Source organism: Corynebacterium sp. HMSC074A09, from assembly GCF_001811545.1.
GTDB classification, from domain to species: Bacteria; Actinomycetota; Actinomycetes; order Mycobacteriales; family Mycobacteriaceae; genus Corynebacterium; species Corynebacterium hiratae.
In genome coordinates this window covers 1-23565 of the sequence record NZ_KV805167.1, presented here as the reverse complement: position 1 = coordinate 23565, position 23565 = coordinate 1, and the positions used below count along the sequence as shown (strand labels likewise).

Below are 23565 nucleotides of genomic sequence, written 5' to 3'. Positions count from 1 at the left end.
TGACCCAAATGTCATTGCTCAAGTTTCCGGGGGGATTCTTAGTGTCAGCACAGCCGACCGATCGTGAACTCGTCGACGCCTTCATTGGCGGAGATACTAAGGCTTTTTCGGCAATCGTCGAGAAGCACCGCGCGCGCCTGACCGCCATGGCGCGGCGCTACACACGCAACGATGATGATGCGCAGGACATCGTGCAGGAGGCCCTGCTCAAGGCCAGCTGCAATATGGCCTCCTACCGACACGATGCCACCCTGAGTACGTGGCTGCACCGGCTGGTGATGAACTCCGGCTATGACTTCCTCAACCACCGATCGAACCGAGAGAACGCATCCCTGGATGCGGAGATCATTGAGGATGACCGCAACTATGCGCTCGCACACAACCCCAGCGAAAACCTGGCGGAACGCATCACGGTGGCCCAAGCGATGGAAACCTTGCGCGAGGACCAGCGCGAGGCGCTGTACCTCACCGACGTGGCTGGCTATCCCATCGATACCGTGGCCAAGGTGCAGGGGGTTGCGCCGGGCACGGTGAAGTCGCGCCGAGCCCGGGCTCGGCAAGTGTTGCGTGCGGCGATAAACTGAGGGCGAGTAGAATCTGAGTCTTACTTAAAAATTATCGTTTCAAGGGAGTTTTTAGTGACTATCCACGATGTCGCCATCGTCGGCTCCGGCCCCGCCGGCTACACCGCAGCGCTCTACGCAGCACGCGCCGAGCTCAATCCCATCGTCTTCGAGGGCTTTGAATACGGTGGCGAACTCATGAACACCACCGAGGTAGAGAACTACCCGGGCTTCCAGAAGGGAATCATGGGCCCTGAGCTCATGGAAGAGATGCGCGCCCAGGCCATCCGCTTCGGTGCCGACCTGCGCATGGAAGTCGTAGATTCCGTCGAGCTCGAAGGCGAGGTGAAGAAGCTGCACGTGGGCGACGAGGTTTATGAAGCCCGTGCTGTCATCCTCGCTACCGGTGCCGCTCCGCGCTACCTGGGTATTCCGGGCGAATCGGAGCTGACCGGCCGCGGCGTGTCCGCATGTGCCACCTGCGATGGCTTCTTCTTCAAGGACCACAACATCGCCGTCGTCGGCGGCGGCGATTCCGCCATGGAGGAGGCTACCTTCCTCACCAAGTTCGCCGAGACCGTCACCATTATTCACCGCTCGGAGAACTTCCGCGCCTCCAAGATCATGCTGGAGCGCGCCAAGGACAATCCAAAGATTAAGTGGCTGACCAACACCACCGTCGAGCGCGTCCTGGAGAAGGATGGCAAGGTCGGTGCCCTCGAGGTAAAAAACGTGCTGACCGGTGAGACCAGTGAACTCGACCTGACCGCCATGTTCGTGGCCATTGGCCACGATCCGCGCTCCGGCTTCCTTAACGGCCAGGTAGAGACCGATGAAGCTGGCTACGTGGTGGTAGAGCAGCCGTCCACCAAGACCTCGCTGCCAGGTGTCTTTGCCTGTGGTGACTTGGTGGATGACCACTACCAGCAGGCCATCACCGCTGCGGGCTCCGGCTGCCGCGCGGCCATTGATGCGGAACATTTCCTCGCCGAGAACCGTTAGTGATCACATGAGCAACATTAAAAACGTCACTACTGATTCCTTCCGCGCCGACGTCGTGGAGGCAGGCAAGCCCGTCGTCGTGGACTTCTGGGCCGAATGGTGTGGGCCGTGCAAGAAGCTGTCCCCGATCCTCGAGGAGGTCGCCGAGGAGCTCGGTGATGACGTCTCCGTGGTCAAGGTCAACGTGGATGAAGAGCGCACTTTGGGTGCCATGTTCCAGATCATGTCCATTCCCTCCGTCCTGATTTTCAAGAACGGCGAGAAGGTCGATGAGTTCGTTGGCCTGCGTTCTAAGGCCGACATCGTGGCACAGGTAAAGAAGCAGCTCTAACTGGTAGTCTTTAACTCGTTGACGGCGCACTAAGGTGCGCCTCCTTGATCACGAAAGGGGTAGGTGTGAACCGCGTTTTACGTGTAGGTGACCAGAGCGTTCGGGTCGCCGAAGCACGCGCAACCCTTGCCCGCCTCGGCCTGATGACTGACTACCAGGGGACCTTGTCCGACTGGAAGAAGCAGAAGTATTCCGAAGCCGATAAGTACTTTGATAACGAGCTGGCGCAAGTGCTCAAAGCCTTCCAGCAATCCCGCGGCATCGTGCCCAGCGGCGATATTGATGACCTTACTTTGCGTGAGCTGCGTCAGGCTTCCTACACCTTAGGCGCGCGGGTACTGGCTTATGAACCGGGCAACGTGCAGGTGGGAGATGATGTATCCCAGCTGCAGCAACAGCTCCAGGAACTCGGCTTCTACCAAGAACGCATCGATGGCCATTTTGGGGCCCGCACCTACGCGGCGCTGGCGGAATACCAACTGAACTCCGGCCTGCGCAGCGATGGCATTTGCGGCCCGGCCACCATCAACGCGCTCAATCTGCTGGGTCGGCGGATCACGGGCGGCTCGGCGCACAATATCCAAGAGCGCGAGCGCGTGCGCAACGCGGGGCCCAAGCTGGCGGGCAAGCGCGTGGTGATCGACCCCAGCCTCGGCGGCTTCAACAAGGGCCGCACGGTCAAGGGCCGCTATGGCGACATCACGGAAGAAGAGATCCTCTGGGATCTAGCCGAGCGCGTCGCCGGCCGCATGATTGCCGCCGGCATGGAGACCATCATCTCCCGCCCGCGTACCGATGATCCCTCCATCCACGATCGCGCCGACATCGCCAATGCCTTTGGCGCTGACTTGGTCATTTCACTCGCCTGCGATGAGTACCCCACGGAAAAAGCCAATGGCGTAGCCACCTTCTACTTCGGTTCTGAGTCCGGCAATTCCTCCCTCATTGGGGAGACGCTCTCCGGCTTCATCCAGCGCGAAATCGTTGCCCGTACCGAGCTGGGCAACTGCCGCAACCACGGCCGCACGTGGGCGCTGCTGCGCTTGACGCAGATGCCGGTGGTGCAGGTAGTTCTGGGTTACCTGACCAGCCCGAAGGACGTGGCGATTCTGACTAACCCAGAGTGCCGCGATGACATCGCCGAGGCCATCGTCGTCTCCGTCAAGCGCCTCTACCTCCTCGACGACGACACCGCCGTGACCGGCACGTACCGCTTCGACGAGCTCCTGCGCGCGGAGCGCTCTTCCTAATGGAGCCTAGGGGGTGCCGTCCCAGACGGTTCCCCTCAAATGGTTCCAGTCAAACGGTTTCCTTGCCCCCAAACAAACCTTCTAGGACTTTCCAAAAGGTTCCCTTGCCCCCAACAGAACCGTTTGAGTAGAACCTTCTTACTAGAACCATCCTGTATCTAGGCCAAGGCGCGGGCGAGGAGGTCCTCCACAGCGGCTGCGGTCAGCAGATCGAAGGCAGGGGGCAGCTCGAGGCGCAGACGCGGCGTGATGGGGTGATCGCGCACCACCATGAAGCCAGCTGACTCCAGTGTTTCTACCGGTAGTAAGCCAATACGGCCGGGCTTGCCCCGCAAAAGATCTTCGGCAGCGCGGGCATCGCGGAAGCCAAAGGCCTCAACGGCGCTGGCTTCGCGGGAAGTGAGGTGCATAATGGTGGCATCGAGAAGCACCGCCTCCAAGCCCTTCGCCGCGCGATGCGACTTCACGAACAGCGAGGACACCAGCACCGCGTCCTCCGAGACGGGGGAGGTGGGCAGCTTCGCGGCACCGGGGGCAAGATCGGGCGGGCAGAAGAACACTGTGGCCTCATCACCCACGGTAAAACCGCACTCGCCACAGCGCAGCAGCGTGGCGCTGATCCATGCTTCCTTCTCGAAGACAGGATCAGCGGCCGTGGTCTTCAACTCCCAAAAGATGGATCGGGCCGCCAAGGGGTTGATGGCAACACCTTCCTTGACGGCCTGAACAAGCATGGTGGACTAGCTGCTTTCCTTGCCCTCAATGAGGGCCAGAATGCGCTCGAAGTCTTCCTGGTCGCCGAATTCGACGACCATCTTGCCCTTGCGCTTGCCCATGGTGACGGTGACCTTGGTGTCAAAGCGATCGGCCAGACGTTCAGCGGAATCGGTAAAGAACTGCGGCTGCGGGGCGGCAGGCTTCTTGCTTGGCTCGGCCGGCTTGCCGTCGCGCTTGTATAGGGTGACGGCTTCCTCCGTGGCGCGCACGGACAGGCCCTCGGCCACGATGCGGTTCGCAATGAGCTCCATGGCCTCGGCATCCGGCAGACCCAGCAGCGCGCGGGCATGGCCACCGGACAAGGTGCCAGCGGCGACGCGCTTCTGCACGCTGACCGGCAGCTTGAGCAGGCGAATCATGTTGGTGACCTGCGGGCGGGAGCGGCCGATGCGATCAGCCAACTCGTTCTGGGTCACGCCGAATTCCTCCAGCAGCTGCTGGTAGGCGTGGGCCTCTTCCAGCGGGTTGAGCTGCACGCGGTGGATGTTCTCCAGAAGCGCATCCCGCAGCAGATCATCATCCTTGGTATCGCGCACAATGGCCGGGATGGTGGCCAGGCCCGCCTTGGAGGAGGCGCGCCAGCGGCGCTCACCCATGATGAGCTCGAAGCCGCCCTCCTCGGCGGGGCGCACAACGACCGGCTGCAGCAGGCCAAACTCCTTGATGGAGTGGACCAGCTCCGCCAACTCATCTTCGTCGAAGACAGAACGCGGCTGCTTCGGGTTGGGCATGATGTCCCCGACGGAGATCTCCCGGTACGTCGCACCAATCACCGAAGGTTTCGCCTGCCGCTTCTTCGAGCCAGTGGACTGCTGGATGGTCGGCGCACCCTGCACCCTTTTCGTGCCGCCATCCTTAGGAGTGCCGGCGGATGCGCCGAGGATAATGTCAGCCGCCGAATCCCCAAGACGCGGCTTGCGGGAGGGAGCACCCGGGCCAGACGGAATGAGAGCGGCCAGTCCCTTGCCTAGTCCGCCCTGGCGCTGCTCCGGCTTCTGGTCTGCCTTCTTATCTGCCACGATGTCCTATCCTTCCAATTCCGCGAAAATCTCTGGGCTCACGCCGATGGCACCCGTGGTGGGGTGTGGCGTGTAGTCCCCACGCTTATCCAGCTCGCGCGCGGCGGCGGAGTAGGCGCGGGCGCCTGTCGACGACGGGTCATAAGCGATAACCGTCTTACCATAGCCCGGCGCCTCCGAAACGCGCACAGAACGCGGGATGACATTACCCAAAACGACGGCGCCGAATTGCTCGCGCACCTCATTGGCCACCTGCTCAGCCAGCTTGGTGCGGGCATCGAACATGGTGAGCAGCACGCCGGAGATGTGAAGGTCTTCGTTGAGGTGCTCCCGGATCATGGAAATATTGCCCAGCAGCTGGCCAACGCCCTCCAGCGCGTAGTACTCGCACTGGATGGGGATGATGACTTCCTCCGCACACGTCATCGCATTGATGGTGAGCAGGCCCAAGGAGGGCGGGCAGTCGATGAAGACGTAGTCGAAACCGTGCTCCTCAAGAAAACCGTTGTGCAGGGCGTCATAGAGGCGGAACTCGCGGCGGACCAGAGAAACCATTTCAATCTCAGCGCCGGCCAGATCAATGGTGGCAGGGATGCAGTAGAGGTTCTCATCGTCGGGGCAGCGCTGCATTGCTTCGTCCGCGCTGCAGTCACCCAAAAGGACCTCATAGCTGGATTTGGTGCCGGAGGTATGCTCCGCGCCTACCGCGGTGGAGGCGTTGCCCTGCGGGTCCAAGTCGATCACCAAGACCTTCTTGCCGGCCTCAGCGAGCGCGGCGGCAAGGTTGACGGCGGAGGTGGTTTTACCCACGCCACCCTTCTGGTTCGCGATGGTGATAAGACGAGGATGAGTCATGCCGTCTACTTTAGTTCACGCGCGGGACACGGATAATCGTGGTGCCGTGGATGGTCATGACCTCGGCTTTTCCGCCACCCGCGCGCTTGATATCGGCAGCGTCGCGCTCCAGCTCCTCATGCACTGAGGAGCCCTTGAGAGCGATCATCTCGCCGCCTTTACGCACCAGCGGCAAGGACCACTTGGCCAGCTTGCCCAGCGGGGCCACCGCGCGGGAGGTCACGATGTCGGCGCCCTGCACCTGCTTTTTCACGGGGCCTTCCTCGGCGCGGCCGCGGATGACGGTGACGTTATCCAGACCCAGCAGGTCGACGACCTCGTTGAGGTAGGTCGAGCGCTTGAGCAACGGCTCGATGAGAGTGATCTTCAGGTCAGGGCGCGCGATGGCAAGCGGGATGCCGGGCAGGCCGGCGCCACTGCCGACGTCGATAAGCGTGGCGCCCTGCGGCATCACCTCCGCGACCACGGCACAGTTGATGAGGTGGCGTTCCCACAGGCGCGGGACCTCGCGGGGGCCAATAAAACCACGAGTGGACCCGTCCGTGGCGAGCGAATCGTGATACTTCTGCGCGAGCGGCAGACGCGATCCGAAGACGTCAGACGGGTCCAGTGGCACAGTGTCGGACACAGATTCAGTCACTGTGAAAACTCCTGGGTTAATTTCTAGTTATTGTTCTTACGGCGCTGCTTCTTGGAGCGATTGTCCTTCTTGCGTGCGCCCGGCTTCGGCGCGGAGGTGCGCTTGAGCTCAGCCTTGGCGGCTGCCTCTTCTTCTTCCTCGCGGTCCATCTTGGCGTAGACGATGCGAGTCTGGAAGAAGGTCCACACGGTGTTAGCCAGCATGTAGAAGAGCAGACCGATGGGCCAGATGAAGCCGGAGAACACCAGCATGGCCGGCATGAACCACAGCATCATCTTGTTCATCATGGCCATCTGCTGCTGCATCATTTCCGCGTTCTGGCCCTGCGGGGTAGCGGTCTTGCCGGCGGCGCGGCGTGCCTCCTGGCGGTTGAGGGACATGCGGGCGTTGAAGTGCGTGAGCACCGCAATGATGGCGATGAGCGGCACGATAATAACGGCCGCCTGCATGGTGGTGGTTTCCTTAACGATCTCCAGACCGGAGTTCAGGCTCAGGTTGGCCACCAGCGGCACGCCGAAGATCTTCGCATCCACGAACTGCTTCACCAGCTCGGGCTTGAAGATGTAGTTGGCGATGGAGGCGTTCATTTCCTCTGACATCGCCTCACCGGCCGGGTGCCCGATACCACCGGCGACGGCCACAGTACGGTCGAAGGAACGCAGCACGTGGAAGAGACCAATGAACATGGGGATCTGCGCGAACATGGGCAGGCAGCCCGCCACGGGACGCACGCCGGCTTCCTTGTAGATGCGCTGCATCTCCTGCGCCGCCTTGGTCTGGTCATTGGCGTACTTGGTGCGCAGCTCTTGGATTTGCGGCTGGATCTCCTGCATCTTGCGTGAAGAGCGCAGCTGGGTGATGGTCGGCTTGACCATGATGGCCTTGAGCGTCCACGTCAGCAGGACGATGGCGATGATCCAGGTTCCGCCCCATGCGGAATCGAGGACGAAGCTCAAGAGCCAATGCCAGAACCACAAGACGGCTGAAATTGGCCAATAGATGAAATTAAGCACGAGAGTTGTTTACCTCAGTTGTTGTTTGGTCGGTACCGGATCAAACCCACCCGGGTGCCAGGGACCGCACTTGCATAACCTGGCGAGCGCCATGCCCGTTCCCTTGAAGGCTCCATGGATGGAGATGGCTTCGAGGGCATAGGCACTGCACGTCGGTTCAAAACGACAGGTGGAGACCATCTTAAGGCCTGACACATGCTTTTGGTAGAAGCGCACCCCGTAAACCAAGACCCTGCCGAACCCGCGGGCTTCGGGGATCTCTTGGCCTTGGGAGTTCAGATATCCCATGTGCTTAACGCTTTGCGGATATCACGCTCAAGACGCTGGCTGGTGGCCTCGCTGCTGGCGGGCAGCGCACGAATAACGATGTCGACATTGGCGGGTAAAGCTTTCCCGTTGACTCCATCGCGCATGAGCGACATGCACACATGACGAAGCCGCCGGGAGGTGCGGTGGCGAACCACGGCATTCCCGACGGCTTTCGACACAATGAGGCCGAACCGCGGCCCAGTGGCCGCGATGTCGTCTTCACCGTCATTAAAGCGCAAATGCACGACGGCAGTGCGCGTGCCCGCCCGGCGCCCGCCCTTGATGGTCCGCCGAAACTGCCTCGGGGACGTGAGCTTGTGCTGGGCTGGAAGCATGAATTAAGCGGTGAGCTTAGCGCGACCCTTCTTGCGACGAGCGGCGACGATAGCGCGGCCGGCGCGGGTGCTCATGCGGGTACGGAAGCCGTGCTTGCGAGCGCGACGACGGTTGTTCGGCTGGAAGGTACGCTTACCCTTTGCCACGATTAACTCCTTGAAGTTGTTGGTGGATGGCACAGCCCAGCGCCGCCGGCGCTCAGGCTTAAACATCCACTGATGAATGGTGTACGTGGGGATGAGGCTTCGCACTTGAAGCGCCATGAGGCGTGGCGAGGCATTCCCACATGCAACATGTGCACCATGCACTGTTGCGATAGACCATCACAGGTTACGTGACAGGTAGCGCGCTAAACAAATCGACACACTGGGTGTCCCCGAAATTACAAGGATGTTTTTATCCGCAGCTAGAGCGCCACTTTTCACCCACATGCTGCGCGGTCAACGCCTCCTCCCACCGACCGTGGCGCGGTCGAGCCGCGGTCGCGCCAGGCGTGCAAAGAAGTGCGTTAGACAGCATCCCCATAACGCGGTACAACTGAGGAATCTAATTCCACAGCCGCCCACAGGGTGTGGATAACTCTCAATCATGACTTGAGACTTTTGCTATTTGAGCAGGTCAACTGCATTAAGGAGCCGATGTAAAGTTATCCACAGCCATGAGATAGGCTGTGGATAAACCACCTATTCACACCTGTGGATAACTTTGTGGAATCCGAGGTTACACACTAAAACATCGTGTGGAATCCTCGGTGGAAATCACAAGAAATTGGAATTTCCCCATCACCGTCTCTTCCTCATCCGTCCATCCGTCCCCGATCCAACCCACAGTCACGCAGTACATACTGCGGCCCTGAAGCCTCTCCTTCAGGCACGTAAGTAGCTGTAGCCGGCGCCACCCGCCGGCACCGCGTGGCCGTGAAGCACACAGAAGGTAGGCGTTTTGTCTGATCCGCAAGCAGCCCTAAGGGCCAGCTGGAAAGCTGTGGTCAGTGATTTGCTGGCACAGTCCGAACAACCGAACTCGGACGTTCCCAACTTCACCCACAGCCAACGCCTCAACCTCCAGCTCGTAGAGCCCATCATGATCGGGGATGGCTACGCGTTGATTGCCGCCCCGCACGAGAATGCCAAGAGTGTTATTGAGGCTGAGCTGGGGGAGTACATCACCCGCGCTCTGTCGCAGCACATGGGCCGGCCGTGTTCCTTGGCCGTGACCATTGCCGCGCCCCCGCAGCCTGCTCCGCAGGAAGAGACCGAAGCTCCCGCCCCTCAGCGCCCCATTCAGACCGAGGCACCGGAGTACGGCATGGGCCACCAGGCTCAGTCTTTCCAGCAAGCCATGCCGCCCACGCCACCGACCCAGCCGGCCCAACCCGCTCCGCCCGCTCATCATCAGCCGCGCTCCTGGGATGCCGCGCATTCCCCGGCCAGCCTGGATGAGTTGGCTCAGCACTACAGCGAACAGCAGAGCACCGTTGCCAGCGGCTACCCGGACTACTCGGAGGCCGCCGGCGCGCGCATTCCGCGCGAGGAACCCGCGCACAACCCGAACCACGAGAAGTCTCTCAACCCGAAACACACTTTTGAGAACTTCGTCATCGGTTCCTCCAACCGTTTTGCCAACGGTGCCGCCGTGGCGGTGGCGGAAAACCCCGCCCGCGCCTATAACCCACTGTTCATTTGGGGCGGCTCCGGCTTGGGCAAGACGCACCTGTTGCACGCGGCCGGCAATTATGCCCAGGTCCTGCACCCGGGCCTGCGGGTGAAATATGTGTCTTCGGAGGAATTCACCAACGATTACATCAACTCGCTGCGTGATGACCGCCAGGAATCCTTCAAACGCCGCTACCGCAACTTGGACATCCTCATGGTCGATGACATCCAGTTCTTGGAAGGCAAGGAATCCACGCAGGAAGAGTTCTTCCACACCTTCAATGCCCTGCACCAGGCCAACAAGCAGATTATTTTGTCTTCCGACCGCCCGCCGAAGCAGCTGACGACCCTGGAGGATCGCCTCCGCACCCGCTTTGAGGGTGGTCTGATTACGGATATTCAGCCGCCAGACCTGGAGACCCGCATCGCCATCCTCATGAAGAAAGCTTCTGCGGACGGCACAGACGTCGATCGCTCGGTCCTCGAGCTCATCGCCTCCCGCTTCGAATCCTCAATTCGCGAGCTGGAAGGTGCGCTCATCCGTGTGTCTGCTTACTCTTCCTTGGTCAATGAGCCGATCAGCCTAGAGATGGCGGAGATTGCCCTGCACGATTTGGCTCCTGATTCTGCCGATCGCCAGATCACCGCGGCGGCCATCATCGAGGTCACGGCAGACTACTTCAACATCGACGTGGACACCCTGCGCGGTTCCGGTAAGAAGCGCGCCGTCGCCCACGCCCGCCAGCTGGCGATGTACCTGTGCCGCGAGCTCACCGAGCTATCCCTGCCGAAGATCGGTGATCAGTTCGGCGGCAAGGACCACACCACCGTCATCTATGCCGACCGCAAGATCCGCAAGGAAATGACAGAAAACCGCAACACGTACGACGAGATCCAGGCGCTGACCCAGCGCGTGAAGAACCACAACCAGCGCTAGAACCGCACGGCGCTTGGCGACGTCCCCGCCCACCCCGCACAACCTCCCCGCGGGCGTGGGCCGGGGGCGTCTTTTTGATCGGAGAAAACTTATCCACATAGTTATTCACAGCTGTGTAATTCCACTCTTGTAATTTGTAGATCCTCGTCACGTTTTCTTCTTCCACAGCAGATCAGCAGCCTCTTCAGCCTTGTGAGCAACCCTGTGATCAGCGGCGATAGATCTGGGGATGGATTGTGGATAACTTCGGCCCCGACCGAGTTACTCACATTTCTTGTCATTTGATCACAGTGATCCCACACCCTGACTCACAGATCGATTCGCGGCTCAGAGCTTGGCTTTTGCTAGGTTGTCCACAGATCCCACAGCGCTTATTACTACTCCTATTTTGTTTTCTCCCTAACTAAGAAGAAAAAGGATGTGTGTGATTCGTTGGCGCCCGGCCTGACCGCACGCCCTCATCGAGAAGCACAGACGGTAAATGACAAAATCCTGTGCTTCGGCGCCGATCCTGTAAGTTGGAGTGAGCTTGCAAGAATCTTCCATCCGCAACTAGAGGAGCGTCTCACCACCATGGAGCAGTCCGTGTCATTTCGCGTTGCCAAAGATGACCTCGCCAACGCCGTAGCGTGGGTCGCGCGCAGCCTTCCCTCGAAGGTCACCCAGCCGGTACTGCGCGCCATGCTGATCACCGCGGATGACAATGGTTTGGAATTCACCGGCTTCGACTACGAAGTTTCCACCCGTGTGCGTATCGCCGGCATGGTGGATGAACCGGGACGCATCGCCGTGGCCGGTAAGTTGCTTTCTGACATCGTTGCTTCCTTGCCCAACAAGGAAATCGAGATGACCCAGGAAGACAACAAAGTTCTGTTGACCTGTGGTTCCTCCCGTTTCGAGCTGCCGCTCATTCCGCTGGATGATTACCCTCAGCTCCCTGTTTTGCCGGAGGTCACCGGCACCATTAACCCGCAGCTCTTCGTGGAGGCCATCAGCCAGGTCGTTGCGGCTGCCGGCAAGGATGACACCCTGCCGATGCTCACAGGTGTGCACATCGACATCAATGGTTCCCACGTGGAAATGACGGCGACGGACCGCTTCCGCCTGGCCATGCGCACCTTCGAGTGGGATCCGGTATCCCCTGACGTGGAGGCCAAGCTCCTCGTCCCGGCCAAGACGCTGCAGGAGACCGGCCGCTCCCTCGACACGCACCTCAACATCCCGGTGGAGATCGCCGTGGGCACTGGTGACAACATCGCTGCGGAAGGCCTTTTTGGCCTGCATGCGGATAACCGCGAGACCACGACCCGCATGTTGGACGCGGATTTCCCCAACGTGGCACCGCTGCTGCCCAAGACCCACAGCGCCATGGCCAGCATTGAGGTTGCTCCGCTCCAGGAAGCGATTCGCCGCGTCTCGCTGTTGACGGATCGCAACGCTCAGATCCGCATGGAGTTCAGCGAAGGTGAGGTGACCTTGGCGGCCGGTGCGGACTCTGGTCGCGCAAGCGAGACCTTGCCGTGCGCCTTCAACGGCCGTGAGGATTTTGTTATTGCCTTCAACCCGTCCTACCTCAAGGATGGTTTGGCTGTGGTTCACACGGACCGCGTGGTCTTTGGCTTCACCGAACCTTCGCGCCCGGCAATCATGATTCCGGAACCGGAAGAGCTGCCGGTAGCCAACGAAGACGGCTCTTTCCCGACCCCGGAGACTGATTTCACCTACCTCTTGATGCCAGTGCGCTTGCCAGGCTAGGCCATATGTATATTCGCGATCTCGATGTCAGGGACTTCCGCTCCTGGCCCGAGCTCACCCTCAGGCTGAAACCGGGAATTACCTTGTTTGTCGGCCGCAACGGTTTCGGCAAGACCAATATCGTCGAGGCCATCGGGTATACCGCGCATCTATCCTCACACCGTGTGGCCCACGATGCCCCCCTCGTGCGCCAGGGCGCACACAATGCTCGTATCTCTGCCACGGCGGTGAACCAGGGCAGAGAGCTCACTGCGCACCTACTGATCAAACCCCACGCGGCCAACCAGGCGCAGATCAACCGTACGCGCCTGAAATCCCCGCGTGAGCTACTAGGCGTGGTGAAAACCGTGTTGTTTTCCCCCGAGGATTTATCGCTCGTACGCGGCGAACCGGCAGCGCGCCGCCAGTATCTGGATGACATCATTGCCTCGCGCACGCCGCGTTTGGCTGGTGTGAAGGCCGATTATGACAAGGTGCTCAAGCAGCGGAATGCGTTGTTGAAGTCGGCGTCGCCAAGCTTGCGCCGCGGCTACAGCGACAGTGATGGTGCCTCGGCGCTGGCGACTCTCGACGTGTGGGATACACAGCTGTCTTCCCTCGGTGCGCAGGTGATTCAGGCACGCCTTGCGCTTGTCGACGAACTCCGCGAGCTCATCCCCGCCGCCTATGCCGGGCTTGCCCCGGAATCGCGGCCGGCGAATATTGAGTACAAGTCCACGGTGGATATTTCTGATCCTGAGGTCATCGAGGCCATGATGCTCACCGAACTCGCTAGCAAGCGCCAGCGCGAGATCGAACGCGGTATCTCGCTTGTTGGCCCGCACCGCGATGACCTGCTGCTTAATCTAGGAGCGAGCCCTGCCAAGGGCTTTGCCAGCCACGGCGAGACCTGGTCCTATGCCATCTCCCTGCGGTTGGCGGAGTTCAACTTGTTGCGCCAGGACGGCACTGATCCGATCCTCATCCTCGATGATGTCTTCGCTGAGCTGGACGCCAAACGCCGCGAAAAGCTCGTTCACCTCGCGGCAGGTGCGGAACAGGTGCTCATCACCGCAGCTGTGGATGAGGATCTGCCCGGCAACTTGCAGCCCATCGAACGTTTTACGGTCACGGTCTGCGATACCGATGAGGGCCGAATCTCCGAGATCGCTCCGTATACGGCGGGCGGTGACGAGGATGACTGAACAAGACTTTGATCCGGTTAAGGCGCTTTTTGAGCGCACGCGGAACAATTCCAAAAATCCGCCGAAGCTCAATAAGCCGGCGCCCAAAATGAACTTAGCCCAGACATCTTCAGAGAAGCAGCCAAAGCCCTATCAGCGTGGTCGGCCGAGCGGTCCCGATGGCCGTCGCAGGCGACGGAGCCTCGAGATCCCTAGCCTCGGCGCGCAGATCCAACGAGAGATTGGCAAGCGCGGCTGGGAACACGAATTGGCCCATGGCTGGGTCATGGGCAATTGGGAAAACCTCGTCGGCGAGCGCATTGCTGCGCATACGCAACCGCTCAACATCAAAGAGCAGGTTGTCTACGTGGCGTGTGATTCCTCCAGCTGGGCTACCGAGTTGCGCTACCTGCAGCGCCCCATCTTGCAAAAGATTGCGGATCGCCTGGGCCCAGACGTGGTGGTTAAGCTGCACATTCAGGGTCCTAAGCAGCACCGGAATTACGAGGGCCGCCAATGGGTCAAGCCGCAAGGTTCGCAAGATACATATGGCTGATTTTCGGCGACCGCGAAATTCACGCAAATTTGGGGCTCTCACGGGCGTGCAGTGCCCTTGCGTGGGGGGACACAGTGTAGAATGGCTAGAGTCTTAGATTTAGCTCTAGCCAAAAGGAGAACACGAATCCGTGGCTGAACAACACGCATATGATGCGGGGTCAATCACAATTCTGGAGGGCCTCGAGGCCGTCCGTAAGCGCCCCGGTATGTACATCGGCTCCACCGGTGCCCGTGGCCTGCACCACCTGATTTGGGAGATCGTTGACAACTCCGTCGATGAGGCGATGGCAGGTTATGCCGACAAGGTCATCGTCACCCTCCGTGAGGATGGCGGCATCGAGGTCATCGATAACGGCCGTGGTATCCCGGTGGAGATGCACGCCTCTGGTGTTCCCACCGTCCAGGTGGTCATGACCCAGCTGCATGCCGGCGGTAAGTTCGACTCTGAATCTTATGCCGTGTCCGGTGGTCTGCACGGCGTGGGTATCTCCGTGGTCAACGCTTTGTCCACCCGTGTGGAGGCGGATATCAAGCGCGATGGCAAGCACTGGTACCAGAACTTCAACAATGCCATCCCCGATGAGCTTGTCGAAGGCGATAATGCTCGCGGTACCGGTACCACCATTCGCTTCTGGCCGGACCCGGAAATTTTCGAAACCGTCGAGTTTAATTACGACACGATCGCTCGCCGCCTGCAGGAGATGGCCTTCCTGAACAAGGGCCTGACCATTGTGCTGCGTGACGAGCGCGCTATCTCCAAAGAACAGGCCGAGCTAGAGGAGATCGCCGAAGCCGGCGACTCCGCCGTGAGCCTGAGCTCCCTCGATGAGAAGGAAAAGTCCGACAAGGACGGCGAGGATAGCGAGGAGAAGACTTCCAAGAAGAACAAGGAAGTTATTTACCACTATCCGAACGGCCTGCAGGACTATGTTGAGCACCTCAACAAGACCAAGACCGCCATTCACCCCACCATCGTTGCCTTCGACGTCAAGGGTGAGGACCACGAGGTCGAAATCGCACTGCAGTGGAACCAGGGCTACAAGGAATCCGTCCACACCTTTGCCAACACCATCAACACCCATGAGGGTGGTACGCACGAGGAAGGCTTCCGCGCTGCGCTGACCTCCCTGATGAACCGCTACGCCAAGGAGCACAAGCTCCTCAAGGAAAAGGATGGCAACCTTTCCGGCGATGACTGCCGTGAAGGCCTTGCTGCCGTTATTTCCGTCAAGGTGGCGGACCCACAGTTCGAGGGTCAGACCAAGACCAAGCTTGGTAACTCGGAAATTCGTGGTTTTGTCCAGCGTTCCGTCAACGAGCACCTCAATGATTGGTTCGACGCCAACCCGGCTGAGGCAAAGGTCATCATCAATAAGGCCGTGTCCTCCGCGCACGCCCGTGTGGCCGCACGCAAGGCTCGTGAGCTCGTGCGCCGTAAGTCTGCCGGTGACCTCGGCGGCCTGCCGGGCAAGCTAGCGGATTGCCGCTCCAAGGACTCGAAGCGCACTGAGCTTTATATCGTGGAGGGTGACTCCGCAGGCGGTTCCGCTAAGGGCGGCCGCGATTCCATGTTCCAGGCCATCCTGCCGCTGCGCGGCAAGATCCTCAACGTGGAAAAAGCCCGCATGGACAAGGTTCTGAAGAACGCTGAGGTCCAGGCCATCATTACCGCCCTAGGCACCGGTATCCACGAAGAGTTCGATATTTCCAAGCTGCGCTACGACAAGATTGTGCTCATGGCCGATGCTGACGTGGACGGCCAGCACATCGCCACGCTTCTGTTGACTCTGCTCTTCCGTTTCATGCCGCAGCTGGTGGAGGATGGCCACGTCTTCCTGGCTAATCCGCCGCTGTACAAGTTGAAGTGGGCGAAGGGCCAGCCGGGCTACGCCTTCTCCGATGCCGAGCGCGACGAGCAGCTCGCCGAGGGCTTGGAGCAGGGCCGAAAGATCAACAAGGATGACGGTATCCAGCGCTACAAGGGTCTGGGTGAGATGAACGCCGCCGAGCTGTGGGAGACCACCCTGGATCCGACCACCCGCGTGCTCCGTCGCGTGGACTTGGAGGATGCACAGCGCGCCGACGAGCTCTTCTCTATCCTCATGGGTGATGACGTTTCTGCTCGCCGATCCTTCATTACCCGCCGAGCGAAGGACGTGCGCTTCCTAGACGTCTAAGCACTAGGTAAAACCCGCAAAGACCAGCACCTCATATGAGGTGCTGGTCTTTTTTCTTCGTCAAGTGCGTGCTCTTAGACAGTGCCCATGTGGCGCTGCAGAACGCGGCCGATGGTCGCAACATTGGGCTCCAAGATGGAGGAGGCTTTGCCGCGCAGGGACTTGTAGGTGCGAGCGATGCCAGGCGCATTAACGTCTTCAGCGGCTTTGTCCGCAGTAGTCATGATGACCTCTGTAACTTCAGCGCTGCGTCCGTCCAGGTAGGTGCCGAAGTCAGACTGCTCAGAGCCTTCGAATTCCTTCCAGTAGGAATCCAGGCTGTTGAGCAGCTCCGGGAGCATCTGGTTGATTCCCTTGGATAAGACCTTAGAATCTGCCTTCTTTGCGGCGGCTAGAGCGCCCTTGAAGGCCATTCCGGAAATGCCGGAAAGCGAAGAGACGGTGTCATCGGCGGCCGTGGCCAAGTCCGCCACCACGGCGTTGCGGGTAGGGGATTGGAGAAGCTGGGTGAGGTTTGTCATACAGGCGAGCTTACTGTGCCGGTGCGCTGGATCCTGCCTTGAGCGCGGCGAGCTGGTCAGCAATCTCCGGGAAACCATTGGTGCGGGCTAGGCGCTCGAGGTCAAAGTCGAGGCCACCTTCGTAGAGGCGGTTGTTCTCGGAAGAACCGGAGGAGCCGGCCATCCCGATTTGGGCGGCAAACTCGTCCACCTGGGCGCGCAGTGCCGGGACATTATCCACTACCAACTTGAGCAGTGCTGCTGCGGCGGCGATGCTACCGCCGATGATGAGCGTCATGTCGATCGGCGTGGAACCGGTCAGGGAGGAGCCTGCTTCGCCCTGCTGGAAGTTGGGGTTCTTGTTGTTTTGCCAGTCATTGTCAGCAGTCTTAGCACCCGCAGCCGGCGTCGCGGCAGTGGCGAGGGTAGTGGCAACGACACCAGCGGCTAGAAACTTCTTCAAAGACTTCGAAGGCATAGGGGATTCCTTTCTACAAGGGAATAGAGACTTCTTTATCATGTTTAACTTACATAACTTCTGCAACAGAAAGATAGACCTCCGTGCAAAATCGCGCGAATTCTTCGTTCCTTCCACTCAGAGCGGGGACCGCGCGCAAGACTGTTTCTAGTGATTCTGCCGCCGCAGAGCGGCTGCCATGAACGGAAATTCCCTCAATGGTGGCCGTGCTCGCAGCCGCCGCGGCGGCCAGGGCGGCAAAGTTTATAACCCGCACCCGATAGGCCTGGCAGAACTCCCGCGCGACGAGGAGCAGCTGTTCTGCGCTCATTGACGCCCTCCCCGAGCTTGGCGGATCTCCGCTTCTAATTCTGAACGCCCAGGCAGCAGCCGGCGCGCGGTGTCCTGCACGGCGGCATCCGAGAGGGTTCGTGCTGCTGCCGCAACGATGGCGCGGACCACCGTCTCGTGCTTGGAGGTTCCTTGCGCGGAGGCCAGCAGGGTCAGCGCGTGGTCTTGTTCCGGGGTCAGGCGCAGTGTCATAGCCATAGCGCGAATGGTATCACTGTGATACCACAGCCGTGCCACAAACGGCCTTATACGGCCCTAAACGGTAGGATTGGGCGTTATGAGTGACAATAACGGTGATCTTTTCGATCGCATCCAACCAATTGACATCAATGAGGAAATGGAGTCGAGTTATATCGACTACGCCATGTCCGTCATTGTCGGTCGTGCCCTGCCGGAGGTGCGTGACGGTCTCAAGCCGGTTCACCGCCGCATCCTCTACGCCATGTATGACTCCGGCTACCGCCCGGACCGCGGCTATGTAAAGTCCGCCCGCCCGGTCTCGGACACGATGGGTCAGTTCCACCCGCACGGTGACTTCGCTATTTATGCCACCCTCGTGCGCTTGGCCCAGCCGTGGAACATGCGCTACCCGCTGGTCGACGGCCAGGGTAACTTCGGCTCCCGCGGTAATGACGGCCCGGCAGCTATGCGTTATACCGAGTGTCGTATGACGCCCTTGGCCATGGAGATGGTGCGCGATATCCGCGAAAATACCGTCGACTTCGCGCCGAACTACGACGGTAAGACGCAGGAGCCGACTATCCTGCCCTCCCGCGTTCCGAACCTGCTGATGAACGGCTCCGGCGGTATCGCCGTCGGTATGGCCACGAACATTCCGCCGCACAACCTCAACGAGTTGGCAGAAGCCATTTACTGGCTGCTGGATAACCCGAATGCTTCTGAGGAAGAAGCCTTGGCCGCCTGCATGGAACGCGTCAAGGGCCCGGATTTCCCCACAGCCGGTCTCATTGTGGGCGACCAAGGCATCAAGGATGCCTACACCACCGGCCGCGGCTCCATCCGCATGCGCGGCGTGACCTCCATTGAGGAGGTGGGCAACCGCCAGACCATCGTTATCACTGAGCTGCCTTACCAGGTCAACCCGGACAACATGATCTCCAATATTGCGGAGTCTGTGGTCAACGGCAAGATCGCCGGAATCGCCAAGATTGAGGATGAATCCTCCGACCGTGTGGGCATGCGCATCGTGGTCACCCTCAAGCGTGACGCCGTAGCCCGCGTTGTCCTTAATAACCTGTACAAGCACTCCCAGCTGCAGACCTCCTTCGGCGCTAACATGCTTTCCATCGTGGATGGCGTGCCGCGCACCCTGCGCCTGGACCAAATGCTGAGCTACTACGTGGCTCACCAGATTGAGGTCATCGTCCGCCGGACCCAGTTCCGCCTCGATGAGGCCGAGAAGCGCGCCCACATCTTGCGCGGTCTGGTCAAGGCGCTTGACATGCTCGATGAGGTCATCGCGCTCATCCGCCGTTCCCCGACGGTGGATGAGGCACGCGAGGGCCTGATGCAGCTTCTCGGCGTCGACGAGATCCAGGCCGATGCCATCCTGGCCATGCGTCTGCGTCGCCTGGCCGCTCTGGAGCGTCAGAAGATTATTGATGAGTTGGCGGAGATCGAAGAGATCATCGCAGACCTCAAGGACATCCTCGCTCGCGACGAGCGTCAGCGTCAGATCGTCCACGATGAGCTGGAGGAAATCGTCGAGAAATACGGCGATGAGCGTCGCACCCAGATTGTCGCTGCCTCCGGAGACGTTTCCGATGAGGACCTCATCGCCCGCGAGAACGTCGTGGTCACCATCACCGCTACCGGCTACGCCAAGCGCACCAAGGTGGATGCCTACAAGGCGCAGAAGCGCGGCGGCAAGGGCGTGCGCGGTGCAGAGCTAAAGCAGGACGATATTGTGAAGAACTTCTTCGTCTGCTCCACGCACGACTGGATCCTGTTCTTCACCAACTTCGGACGCGTCTACCGTCTCAAGGCGTACGAACTCCCAGAGGCGGGCCGCACCGCCCGCGGCCAGCACGTGGCCAACCTGCTGGAGTTCCAGCCAGAGGAGCGAATTGCTCAGGTCATTCAGATCCAGTCCTACGAGGACGCCCCATACCTGGTCCTTGCTACCCAGCAGGGCCGCGTAAAGAAGTCGCGCCTGACCGATTACGAGTCCGCACGTTCCGCCGGGCTTATCGCCATCAACCTCAACGAGGGCGATGCGCTGATCGGTGCACAGCTCGTCAACGAGGGCGATGACATTTTGCTCACCTCTGAACAGGGCCAGGCTATCCGCTTTACTGCAGACGATGACCAGTTGCGCCCGATGGGCCGCGCTACCGCCGGTGTGAAGGGCATGCGCTTCCGCGGCGATGACCAGCTGCTGTCCATGTCCGTGGTCAATGACGGCCAGTTCCTCCTGGTGGCTACCTCCGGCGGCTACGGGAAGCGCACAGCCATTGAGGAGTACACCCCGCAAGGCCGCGGTGGACTCGGCGTGATGACCTTCAAGTACACGCCGAAGCGCGGCAAGCTCATTGCAGCAATCGCCGTCGACGAGGACGACGAGATCTTTGCCATCACCTCCGCCGGTGGTGTTGTGCGCACCGAGGTCAACCAGATTCGCCCGAGCTCCCGCGCCACCATGGGCGTGCGCTTGGTCAACCTGGCAGATGACGTCGAGCTGCTGGCCATCGACCGCAATGTTGAGGACGACGGCGAAGAAGACGCCCAGGCAGTTGCCAAGGGTGAAAAGTCCGTCGAGGACGTCAAGCCCGAACACCTCAAGCTTGGAGAGAACTCCAAGCCGGAAAAGGGCGAAGACAAGGACTCCGATAAGGACGAGGAGTAAACCATGATTGGACGAGAGCTTCACCTAGCCCGGATTTCGCCTATGTCGGCGTTCCGCGTTGGCTTGGCCATGTCCCTCGTCGGCCTCGTGGCCTGGATCATCGCCGTGTGCCTGCTGTACATCGGCCTTGACCAGGCGGGCATCTGGGATTCCCTGAACAGCCTTGTTGGCGGTGTCGGCGGCGGCTTTGAGGTCTCCTTCGGATTGGTCGTTTCTGCAGCCGCCCTGTTCGGCGCCATCATCGCCGTCCTGATGACGATTCTGGCGCCACTCATGGCTGTTATATATAACGCCATCGTGGACGTCTTCGGAGGGTTCAAGATCCGACTGCAAGATGAGCCGCATCAATAGCGATACAAAGTGAAGTAAAACCAGCTTCAAATACTGCATATGACCAGGCGATTTGTAATAAATCGCCGGTCCTATGTAGAGTAACTACTCGTTCCGGTCAAGGGCCTATAGCTCAGTCGGTTAGAGCGCATCGCTGATAACGATGAGGTCGCTGGTTCGATTCCAGCTAGGCCCACCACGGAACAATGGGGCATTAGCTCAATTGGTAGAGCATCTGCTTTGCAAGCAGAAGGTCAGGAGTTCGATTCTCCTATGCTCCACAATATAAATAAGGAAAGACGCTCAGCGACGACAAAGAAGCTGGGTGTCTTTCCTTTTTCCACTTAAGCCCCACGAAGGCTCACAGGAATCACCCGTTCCAGGTATCAGGGGGAGTGAGGGTGAAAGTTGGGCCGACACCCTAGCAAGTGCAATGACATTCGTGTAATTATTACCCAGATAGGGGTAGTACATTCACAGCTGTCACAAAGGTTCGAAATAGTTTCAATTTCAACTCCTGTATAGAAGAATGCCATCTACCAGCAAAAATGCTAGGCATCGCCGCCAGCTAGTTGGAAAAAGTTTAAAAATAAGTTGTGTTTGACTGGAAAGACCCGCCAGACTTCGATAATCTTGCTGCAGCGACAAAAGCTGCACTACTCGTTGAGAATGTGAAGATCATTCATGAAGAACGATTGCTAGCGTCGCCCTACACGACGGTTATCGTAAGATAATTTTCACAGTCCGACCTCAACTCTCATAGGGGAATTACATGTTCAAGAACCGTGTTCGCACCGCCGCTCTCGCAGGTGCTATCGCAGTTGCCACCGGTGTCTCCGGTGTTGCAGTCCCGGCTTTCGCTGAGGACACCACTCCGGGTACCACCCAGGGTGACGGCTTCAACAAGCCGGATGCATCCGCTGACAACGGCTCCGTTGCTGACAACGTGACCGAAGAGCAGCTCTTTGCAATGACCAACGAGACTGCTAACTACATCATCAACAACAACCAGTTCGTCGATGCTTACACCCAGGCTGCAGCAATCCAGGGTGACGGCATCAACCTCTTCGAGCAGGCACAGTGGAAGGCCTACGTTCAGTTTGCAAACGAGGCTACCAAGCAGCTGGCTAAGGCAGAGGCTAACTACCAGTCCGCCATGAACTCCGTGAACTACGCTCTGGAGAAGGACAAGGCTGCTGACAAGGCATGGGCCAACTACGAGGAAAAGGCTGTTGACTACAACAACACCGTAACCAACATCATCGGTAAGGAAGGCGACTACAAGTCCGACGGCCTCTTCGCTACCGACCTCAACGCTCTGAACGACGAGGGCGCTAAGGGCGGCCTGCCGGCGCTCAAGACCCCGGGCGCGCTGGGCTTCCCGATCCAGAAGATCGACCCGGAGGATGCCAACAACGTTAACACCGTTCCGGCTGAGAACATCAAGAACCTCGAGAAGACCATCAAGGAATACAAGAAGGCCTTCGACCGCGCAGGTGACCGTGATGGTGACAACAAGGATCAGTTCATCACCCGCCACTACATCGACAAGCTCGAGACCCTGATCTCTGATTCCGAGATGCTGCTCCAGTCCCTCAAGGATGACCACGCTGCACTCGAGGAAGCTCGCGAGGCTGCTCAGGCTGCTTCCCGCGAGGCTCAGAAGTCTGACGTTCTGGTTCGCCAGGGCTTCCTGGAGCGTGCTTACGCTCAGGTCAAGGTAATCCGTGTCCTCGAGGCTAACTACGCTGCTGGTAAGCGTGAGCTGGAGCTCCGTGAGGCGAAGGACAACCAGACCGTTGATATCGACGGCACCACCCCGAAGCCGACCCTGCGTGAGGCCTACTTCAAGCTCTTCGACCACGGCGGAGTCTTGGGTGAAGCTCTCGAGCACAACTACAACCTTCTGGTTGATCAGGAGGAGGACTTCAAGGCCCTGCAGGACTGGACCTTCAAGAACGTTACTTCGGGTGACAACGAGAGCAAGTACGAGGGTAACCGTATCTACGGCCCGCGTATCCTCGGCGACAAGGTTCCGAACCAGATCGGTAACCCGGAGGCTCCGTTCGCCAACGCTCCGGTTGCCCTGTTCAACGGCGATGCTCACAGCGATGAGGAGCGCAACGCTTACACCGCAGCTAAGGTCGCCGCTAACCGCGAGGTCTTCGGTCCGTCTAACTACGACATCACGTGGGAAGAGTCTTTCCGCAAGGTTGTCAACGCTGATAACGCAGTTCAGGCTGATATCAAGCAGAAGGCCGACGACGTCCAGGCCCGCAAGGATCAGGCTGACCGCACCGATGCCCTCATCAAGGCTGTTCAGGATCTGGCTAACAAGTCCGCCGACAACAACGGTGACAACAAGGGCGGCGACAACGGTTCCGACGACGCTACCAAGCCGGGCAACAACAAGGATGACAAGTCCTCCAACATCAAGGACAAGCTGTCCAACGATGGCAAGCCGACCCCGCTCGCTATCTTCGGCATCGTCGCTGGTGTCCTGGCCGCAATCGCAGCTGCCTTCCCGGCAATTGCTAAGGCTCTGAACATCAAGCTCCCCTTCTAATTCAAGCTAGCTTGAATCGGCTCCGCCCCTAACGGAGCCAGAGCTTAGGAAGCACCCCACCACTTGGTGGGGTGCTTCTCTTTGTTTTTAGCCCGACTCCAAAGTGGGTATATGGAGGGCTGCGGCTTAAGGGACATTTCGTGTGGATTTGCGGC

24 protein-coding genes and 2 tRNA genes are annotated in these 23565 nt (G+C 59.5%); 14 read left to right on the top strand and 12 right to left on the bottom strand.

The genetic code is table 11. The features are described 5' to 3' along the window. Positions 1-41 precede the first annotated feature (41 nt). The 4 genes from HMPREF2807_RS11125 to HMPREF2807_RS11110 all read left to right on the top strand — a co-directional run bounded on the left by HMPREF2807_RS11125 (position 42) and on the right by HMPREF2807_RS11110 (position 3146). Positions 42-584 carry an RNA polymerase sigma factor gene (locus tag HMPREF2807_RS11125; RefSeq protein ID WP_070512901.1) on the top strand — a complete coding sequence of 181 codons (543 nt, stop codon included), beginning with the start codon at positions 42-44 and terminating at the stop codon, positions 582-584. A 54-nt stretch (positions 585-638) separates the two neighbouring features. Beyond that, positions 639-1565, top strand: a complete 927-nt coding sequence (gene trxB / locus HMPREF2807_RS11120; protein ID WP_049155640.1) for a thioredoxin-disulfide reductase — start codon at positions 639-641, stop codon at positions 1563-1565. Positions 1566-1572: 7 nt separating this feature from the next. Continuing rightward, complete coding sequence (trxA, locus tag HMPREF2807_RS11115; protein ID WP_046648711.1) at positions 1573-1896, top strand: thioredoxin; 324 nt, start codon at positions 1573-1575, stop codon at positions 1894-1896. 65 nt (positions 1897-1961) lie between these two features. Then, positions 1962-3146: an N-acetylmuramoyl-L-alanine amidase gene (locus HMPREF2807_RS11110; protein ID WP_070512899.1), complete on the top strand. Its 1185-nt coding sequence runs from the start codon at positions 1962-1964 to the stop codon at positions 3144-3146. Between the two features lie 158 nt (positions 3147-3304). Here HMPREF2807_RS11110 and HMPREF2807_RS11105 read toward each other — a convergent pair whose 3' ends face one another. From HMPREF2807_RS11105 to rpmH, 8 genes are read right to left on the bottom strand one after another with little or no spacing between them, the layout of a single operon-like run. After that, positions 3305-3880 (bottom strand): hypothetical protein, encoded by a 576-nt coding sequence (locus tag HMPREF2807_RS11105; protein ID WP_070512896.1) that lies wholly within the window; start codon positions 3878-3880, stop codon positions 3305-3307. Positions 3881-3886: 6 nt separating this feature from the next. Further along, a complete protein-coding gene (locus HMPREF2807_RS11100; protein WP_070512894.1) occupies positions 3887-4942 on the bottom strand; it encodes a ParB/RepB/Spo0J family partition protein in 1056 nt (351 codons plus the stop codon). 6 nt (positions 4943-4948) lie between these two features. After that, positions 4949-5797 carry a ParA family protein gene (locus HMPREF2807_RS11095; protein WP_070512889.1) on the bottom strand — a complete coding sequence of 283 codons (849 nt, stop codon included), beginning with the start codon at positions 5795-5797 and terminating at the stop codon, positions 4949-4951. A gap of 10 nt (positions 5798-5807) precedes the next feature. Then, positions 5808-6437, bottom strand: coding sequence for a 16S rRNA (guanine(527)-N(7))-methyltransferase RsmG (gene rsmG / locus HMPREF2807_RS11090; protein WP_046648704.1), 630 nt, complete (start codon positions 6435-6437; stop codon positions 5808-5810). Positions 6438-6460: 23 nt separating this feature from the next. Further along, a complete protein-coding gene (gene yidC / locus HMPREF2807_RS11085; RefSeq protein WP_049155646.1) occupies positions 6461-7450 on the bottom strand; it encodes a membrane protein insertase YidC in 990 nt (329 codons plus the stop codon). Positions 7451-7459: 9 nt separating this feature from the next. Beyond that, on the bottom strand, positions 7460-7738 hold the full coding sequence (gene yidD, locus HMPREF2807_RS11080; protein WP_175975006.1) for a membrane protein insertion efficiency factor YidD: 279 nt from the start codon (positions 7736-7738) through the stop codon (positions 7460-7462). Further along, positions 7726-8094, bottom strand: a complete 369-nt coding sequence (gene rnpA, locus HMPREF2807_RS11075; protein WP_046648702.1) for a ribonuclease P protein component — start codon at positions 8092-8094, stop codon at positions 7726-7728. The genes yidD and rnpA overlap by 13 nt, the downstream gene beginning before the upstream one ends. A 3-nt stretch (positions 8095-8097) precedes the next feature. Beyond that, on the bottom strand, positions 8098-8241 hold the full coding sequence (gene rpmH, locus HMPREF2807_RS11070) for a 50S ribosomal protein L34 (RefSeq protein WP_003847033.1): 144 nt from the start codon (positions 8239-8241) through the stop codon (positions 8098-8100). 796 nt (positions 8242-9037) lie between these two features. On the opposite strand from rpmH, the gene dnaA reads away from it, so the two are divergent. The 5 genes from dnaA to gyrB all read left to right on the top strand — a co-directional run bounded on the left by dnaA (position 9038) and on the right by gyrB (position 16340). Then, positions 9038-10687 (top strand): chromosomal replication initiator protein DnaA, encoded by a 1650-nt coding sequence (gene dnaA / locus HMPREF2807_RS11065; RefSeq protein ID WP_070512885.1) that lies wholly within the window; start codon positions 9038-9040, stop codon positions 10685-10687. Positions 10688-11260: 573 nt separating this feature from the next. After that, on the top strand, positions 11261-12442 hold the full coding sequence (gene dnaN / locus HMPREF2807_RS11060; RefSeq protein ID WP_070512883.1) for a DNA polymerase III subunit beta: 1182 nt from the start codon (positions 11261-11263) through the stop codon (positions 12440-12442). 5 nt (positions 12443-12447) lie between these two features. Next, positions 12448-13626, top strand: coding sequence for a DNA replication/repair protein RecF (gene recF, locus HMPREF2807_RS11055; protein ID WP_070444518.1), 1179 nt, complete (start codon positions 12448-12450; stop codon positions 13624-13626). Beyond that, positions 13619-14161, top strand: coding sequence for a DciA family protein (locus tag HMPREF2807_RS11050; protein ID WP_070444516.1), 543 nt, complete (start codon positions 13619-13621; stop codon positions 14159-14161). Before recF ends, HMPREF2807_RS11050 begins: the two co-directional genes overlap by 8 nt. Positions 14162-14291: 130 nt before the next feature. Further along, positions 14292-16340, top strand: a complete 2049-nt coding sequence (gene gyrB, locus HMPREF2807_RS11045) for a DNA topoisomerase (ATP-hydrolyzing) subunit B (protein ID WP_070512880.1) — start codon at positions 14292-14294, stop codon at positions 16338-16340. 74 nt (positions 16341-16414) lie between these two features. On the opposite strand, the gene HMPREF2807_RS11040 is transcribed toward gyrB, so the two are convergent. The 4 genes from HMPREF2807_RS11040 to HMPREF2807_RS11025 are packed head-to-tail and all read right to left on the bottom strand — an operon-like array spanning position 16415 to position 17846. Then, positions 16415-16861: a DUF6918 family protein gene (locus HMPREF2807_RS11040; protein WP_070444512.1), complete on the bottom strand. Its 447-nt coding sequence runs from the start codon at positions 16859-16861 to the stop codon at positions 16415-16417. 10 nt (positions 16862-16871) lie between these two features. Further along, complete coding sequence (locus tag HMPREF2807_RS11035) at positions 16872-17318, bottom strand: hypothetical protein (protein ID WP_070444510.1); 447 nt, start codon at positions 17316-17318, stop codon at positions 16872-16874. A gap of 49 nt (positions 17319-17367) precedes the next feature. Then, entirely contained in the window at positions 17368-17628 is a 261-nt protein-coding gene (locus HMPREF2807_RS11030; protein WP_070444508.1) for a cell filamentation protein Fic, read from the bottom strand. Then, positions 17625-17846 carry a CopG family transcriptional regulator gene (locus HMPREF2807_RS11025; RefSeq protein WP_070444506.1) on the bottom strand — a complete coding sequence of 74 codons (222 nt, stop codon included), beginning with the start codon at positions 17844-17846 and terminating at the stop codon, positions 17625-17627. Before HMPREF2807_RS11025 ends, HMPREF2807_RS11030 begins: the two co-directional genes overlap by 4 nt. A 79-nt stretch (positions 17847-17925) precedes the next feature. On the opposite strand from HMPREF2807_RS11025, the gene gyrA reads away from it, so the two are divergent. The 5 genes from gyrA (at position 17926) to HMPREF2807_RS11000 (ending at position 23410) form a co-directional block, all read left to right on the top strand. Further along, entirely contained in the window at positions 17926-20514 is a 2589-nt protein-coding gene (gene gyrA, locus HMPREF2807_RS11020) for a DNA gyrase subunit A (RefSeq protein WP_070512877.1), read from the top strand. A gap of 3 nt (positions 20515-20517) precedes the next feature. Beyond that, on the top strand, positions 20518-20865 hold the full coding sequence (locus HMPREF2807_RS11015) for a DUF3566 domain-containing protein (RefSeq protein WP_070512874.1): 348 nt from the start codon (positions 20518-20520) through the stop codon (positions 20863-20865). A 101-nt stretch (positions 20866-20966) separates the two neighbouring features. Continuing rightward, positions 20967-21043: transfer RNA gene (locus HMPREF2807_RS11010), tRNA-Ile, on the top strand. A 9-nt stretch (positions 21044-21052) separates the two neighbouring features. Beyond that, positions 21053-21125: transfer RNA gene (locus tag HMPREF2807_RS11005), tRNA-Ala, on the top strand. Positions 21126-21616: 491 nt separating this feature from the next. After that, positions 21617-23410 (top strand): hypothetical protein, encoded by a 1794-nt coding sequence (locus HMPREF2807_RS11000; RefSeq protein ID WP_070512870.1) that lies wholly within the window; start codon positions 21617-21619, stop codon positions 23408-23410. Positions 23411-23565: the final 155 nt, after the last annotated feature.

Coding starts and splice junctions, on each gene's coding strand:
- gyrA (WP_070512877.1), top strand. CDS start 17,926: ATGAGTGACAATAACGGTGATCTTTTCGATCGCATCCAACCAATTGAC.
- trxA (WP_046648711.1), top strand. CDS start 1,573: ATGAGCAACATTAAAAACGTCACTACTGATTCCTTCCGCGCCGACGTC.
- HMPREF2807_RS11000 (WP_070512870.1), top strand. CDS start 21,617: ATGTTCAAGAACCGTGTTCGCACCGCCGCTCTCGCAGGTGCTATCGCA.
- HMPREF2807_RS11015 (WP_070512874.1), top strand. CDS start 20,518: ATGATTGGACGAGAGCTTCACCTAGCCCGGATTTCGCCTATGTCGGCG.
- recF (WP_070444518.1), top strand. CDS start 12,448: ATGTATATTCGCGATCTCGATGTCAGGGACTTCCGCTCCTGGCCCGAG.
- HMPREF2807_RS11040 (WP_070444512.1), bottom strand. CDS start 16,861: ATGACAAACCTCACCCAGCTTCTCCAATCCCCTACCCGCAACGCCGTG.
- yidD (WP_175975006.1), bottom strand. CDS start 7,738: ATGGGATATCTGAACTCCCAAGGCCAAGAGATCCCCGAAGCCCGCGGG.
- rnpA (WP_046648702.1), bottom strand. CDS start 8,094: ATGCTTCCAGCCCAGCACAAGCTCACGTCCCCGAGGCAGTTTCGGCGG.
- HMPREF2807_RS11025 (WP_070444506.1), bottom strand. CDS start 17,846: ATGGCTATGACACTGCGCCTGACCCCGGAACAAGACCACGCGCTGACC.
- HMPREF2807_RS11035 (WP_070444510.1), bottom strand. CDS start 17,318: ATGCCTTCGAAGTCTTTGAAGAAGTTTCTAGCCGCTGGTGTCGTTGCC.
- HMPREF2807_RS11050 (WP_070444516.1), top strand. CDS start 13,619: ATGACTGAACAAGACTTTGATCCGGTTAAGGCGCTTTTTGAGCGCACG.
- HMPREF2807_RS11030 (WP_070444508.1), bottom strand. CDS start 17,628: ATGAGCGCAGAACAGCTGCTCCTCGTCGCGCGGGAGTTCTGCCAGGCC.
- HMPREF2807_RS11105 (WP_070512896.1), bottom strand. CDS start 3,880: ATGCTTGTTCAGGCCGTCAAGGAAGGTGTTGCCATCAACCCCTTGGCG.
- HMPREF2807_RS11095 (WP_070512889.1), bottom strand. CDS start 5,797: ATGACTCATCCTCGTCTTATCACCATCGCGAACCAGAAGGGTGGCGTG.
- dnaN (WP_070512883.1), top strand. CDS start 11,261: ATGGAGCAGTCCGTGTCATTTCGCGTTGCCAAAGATGACCTCGCCAAC.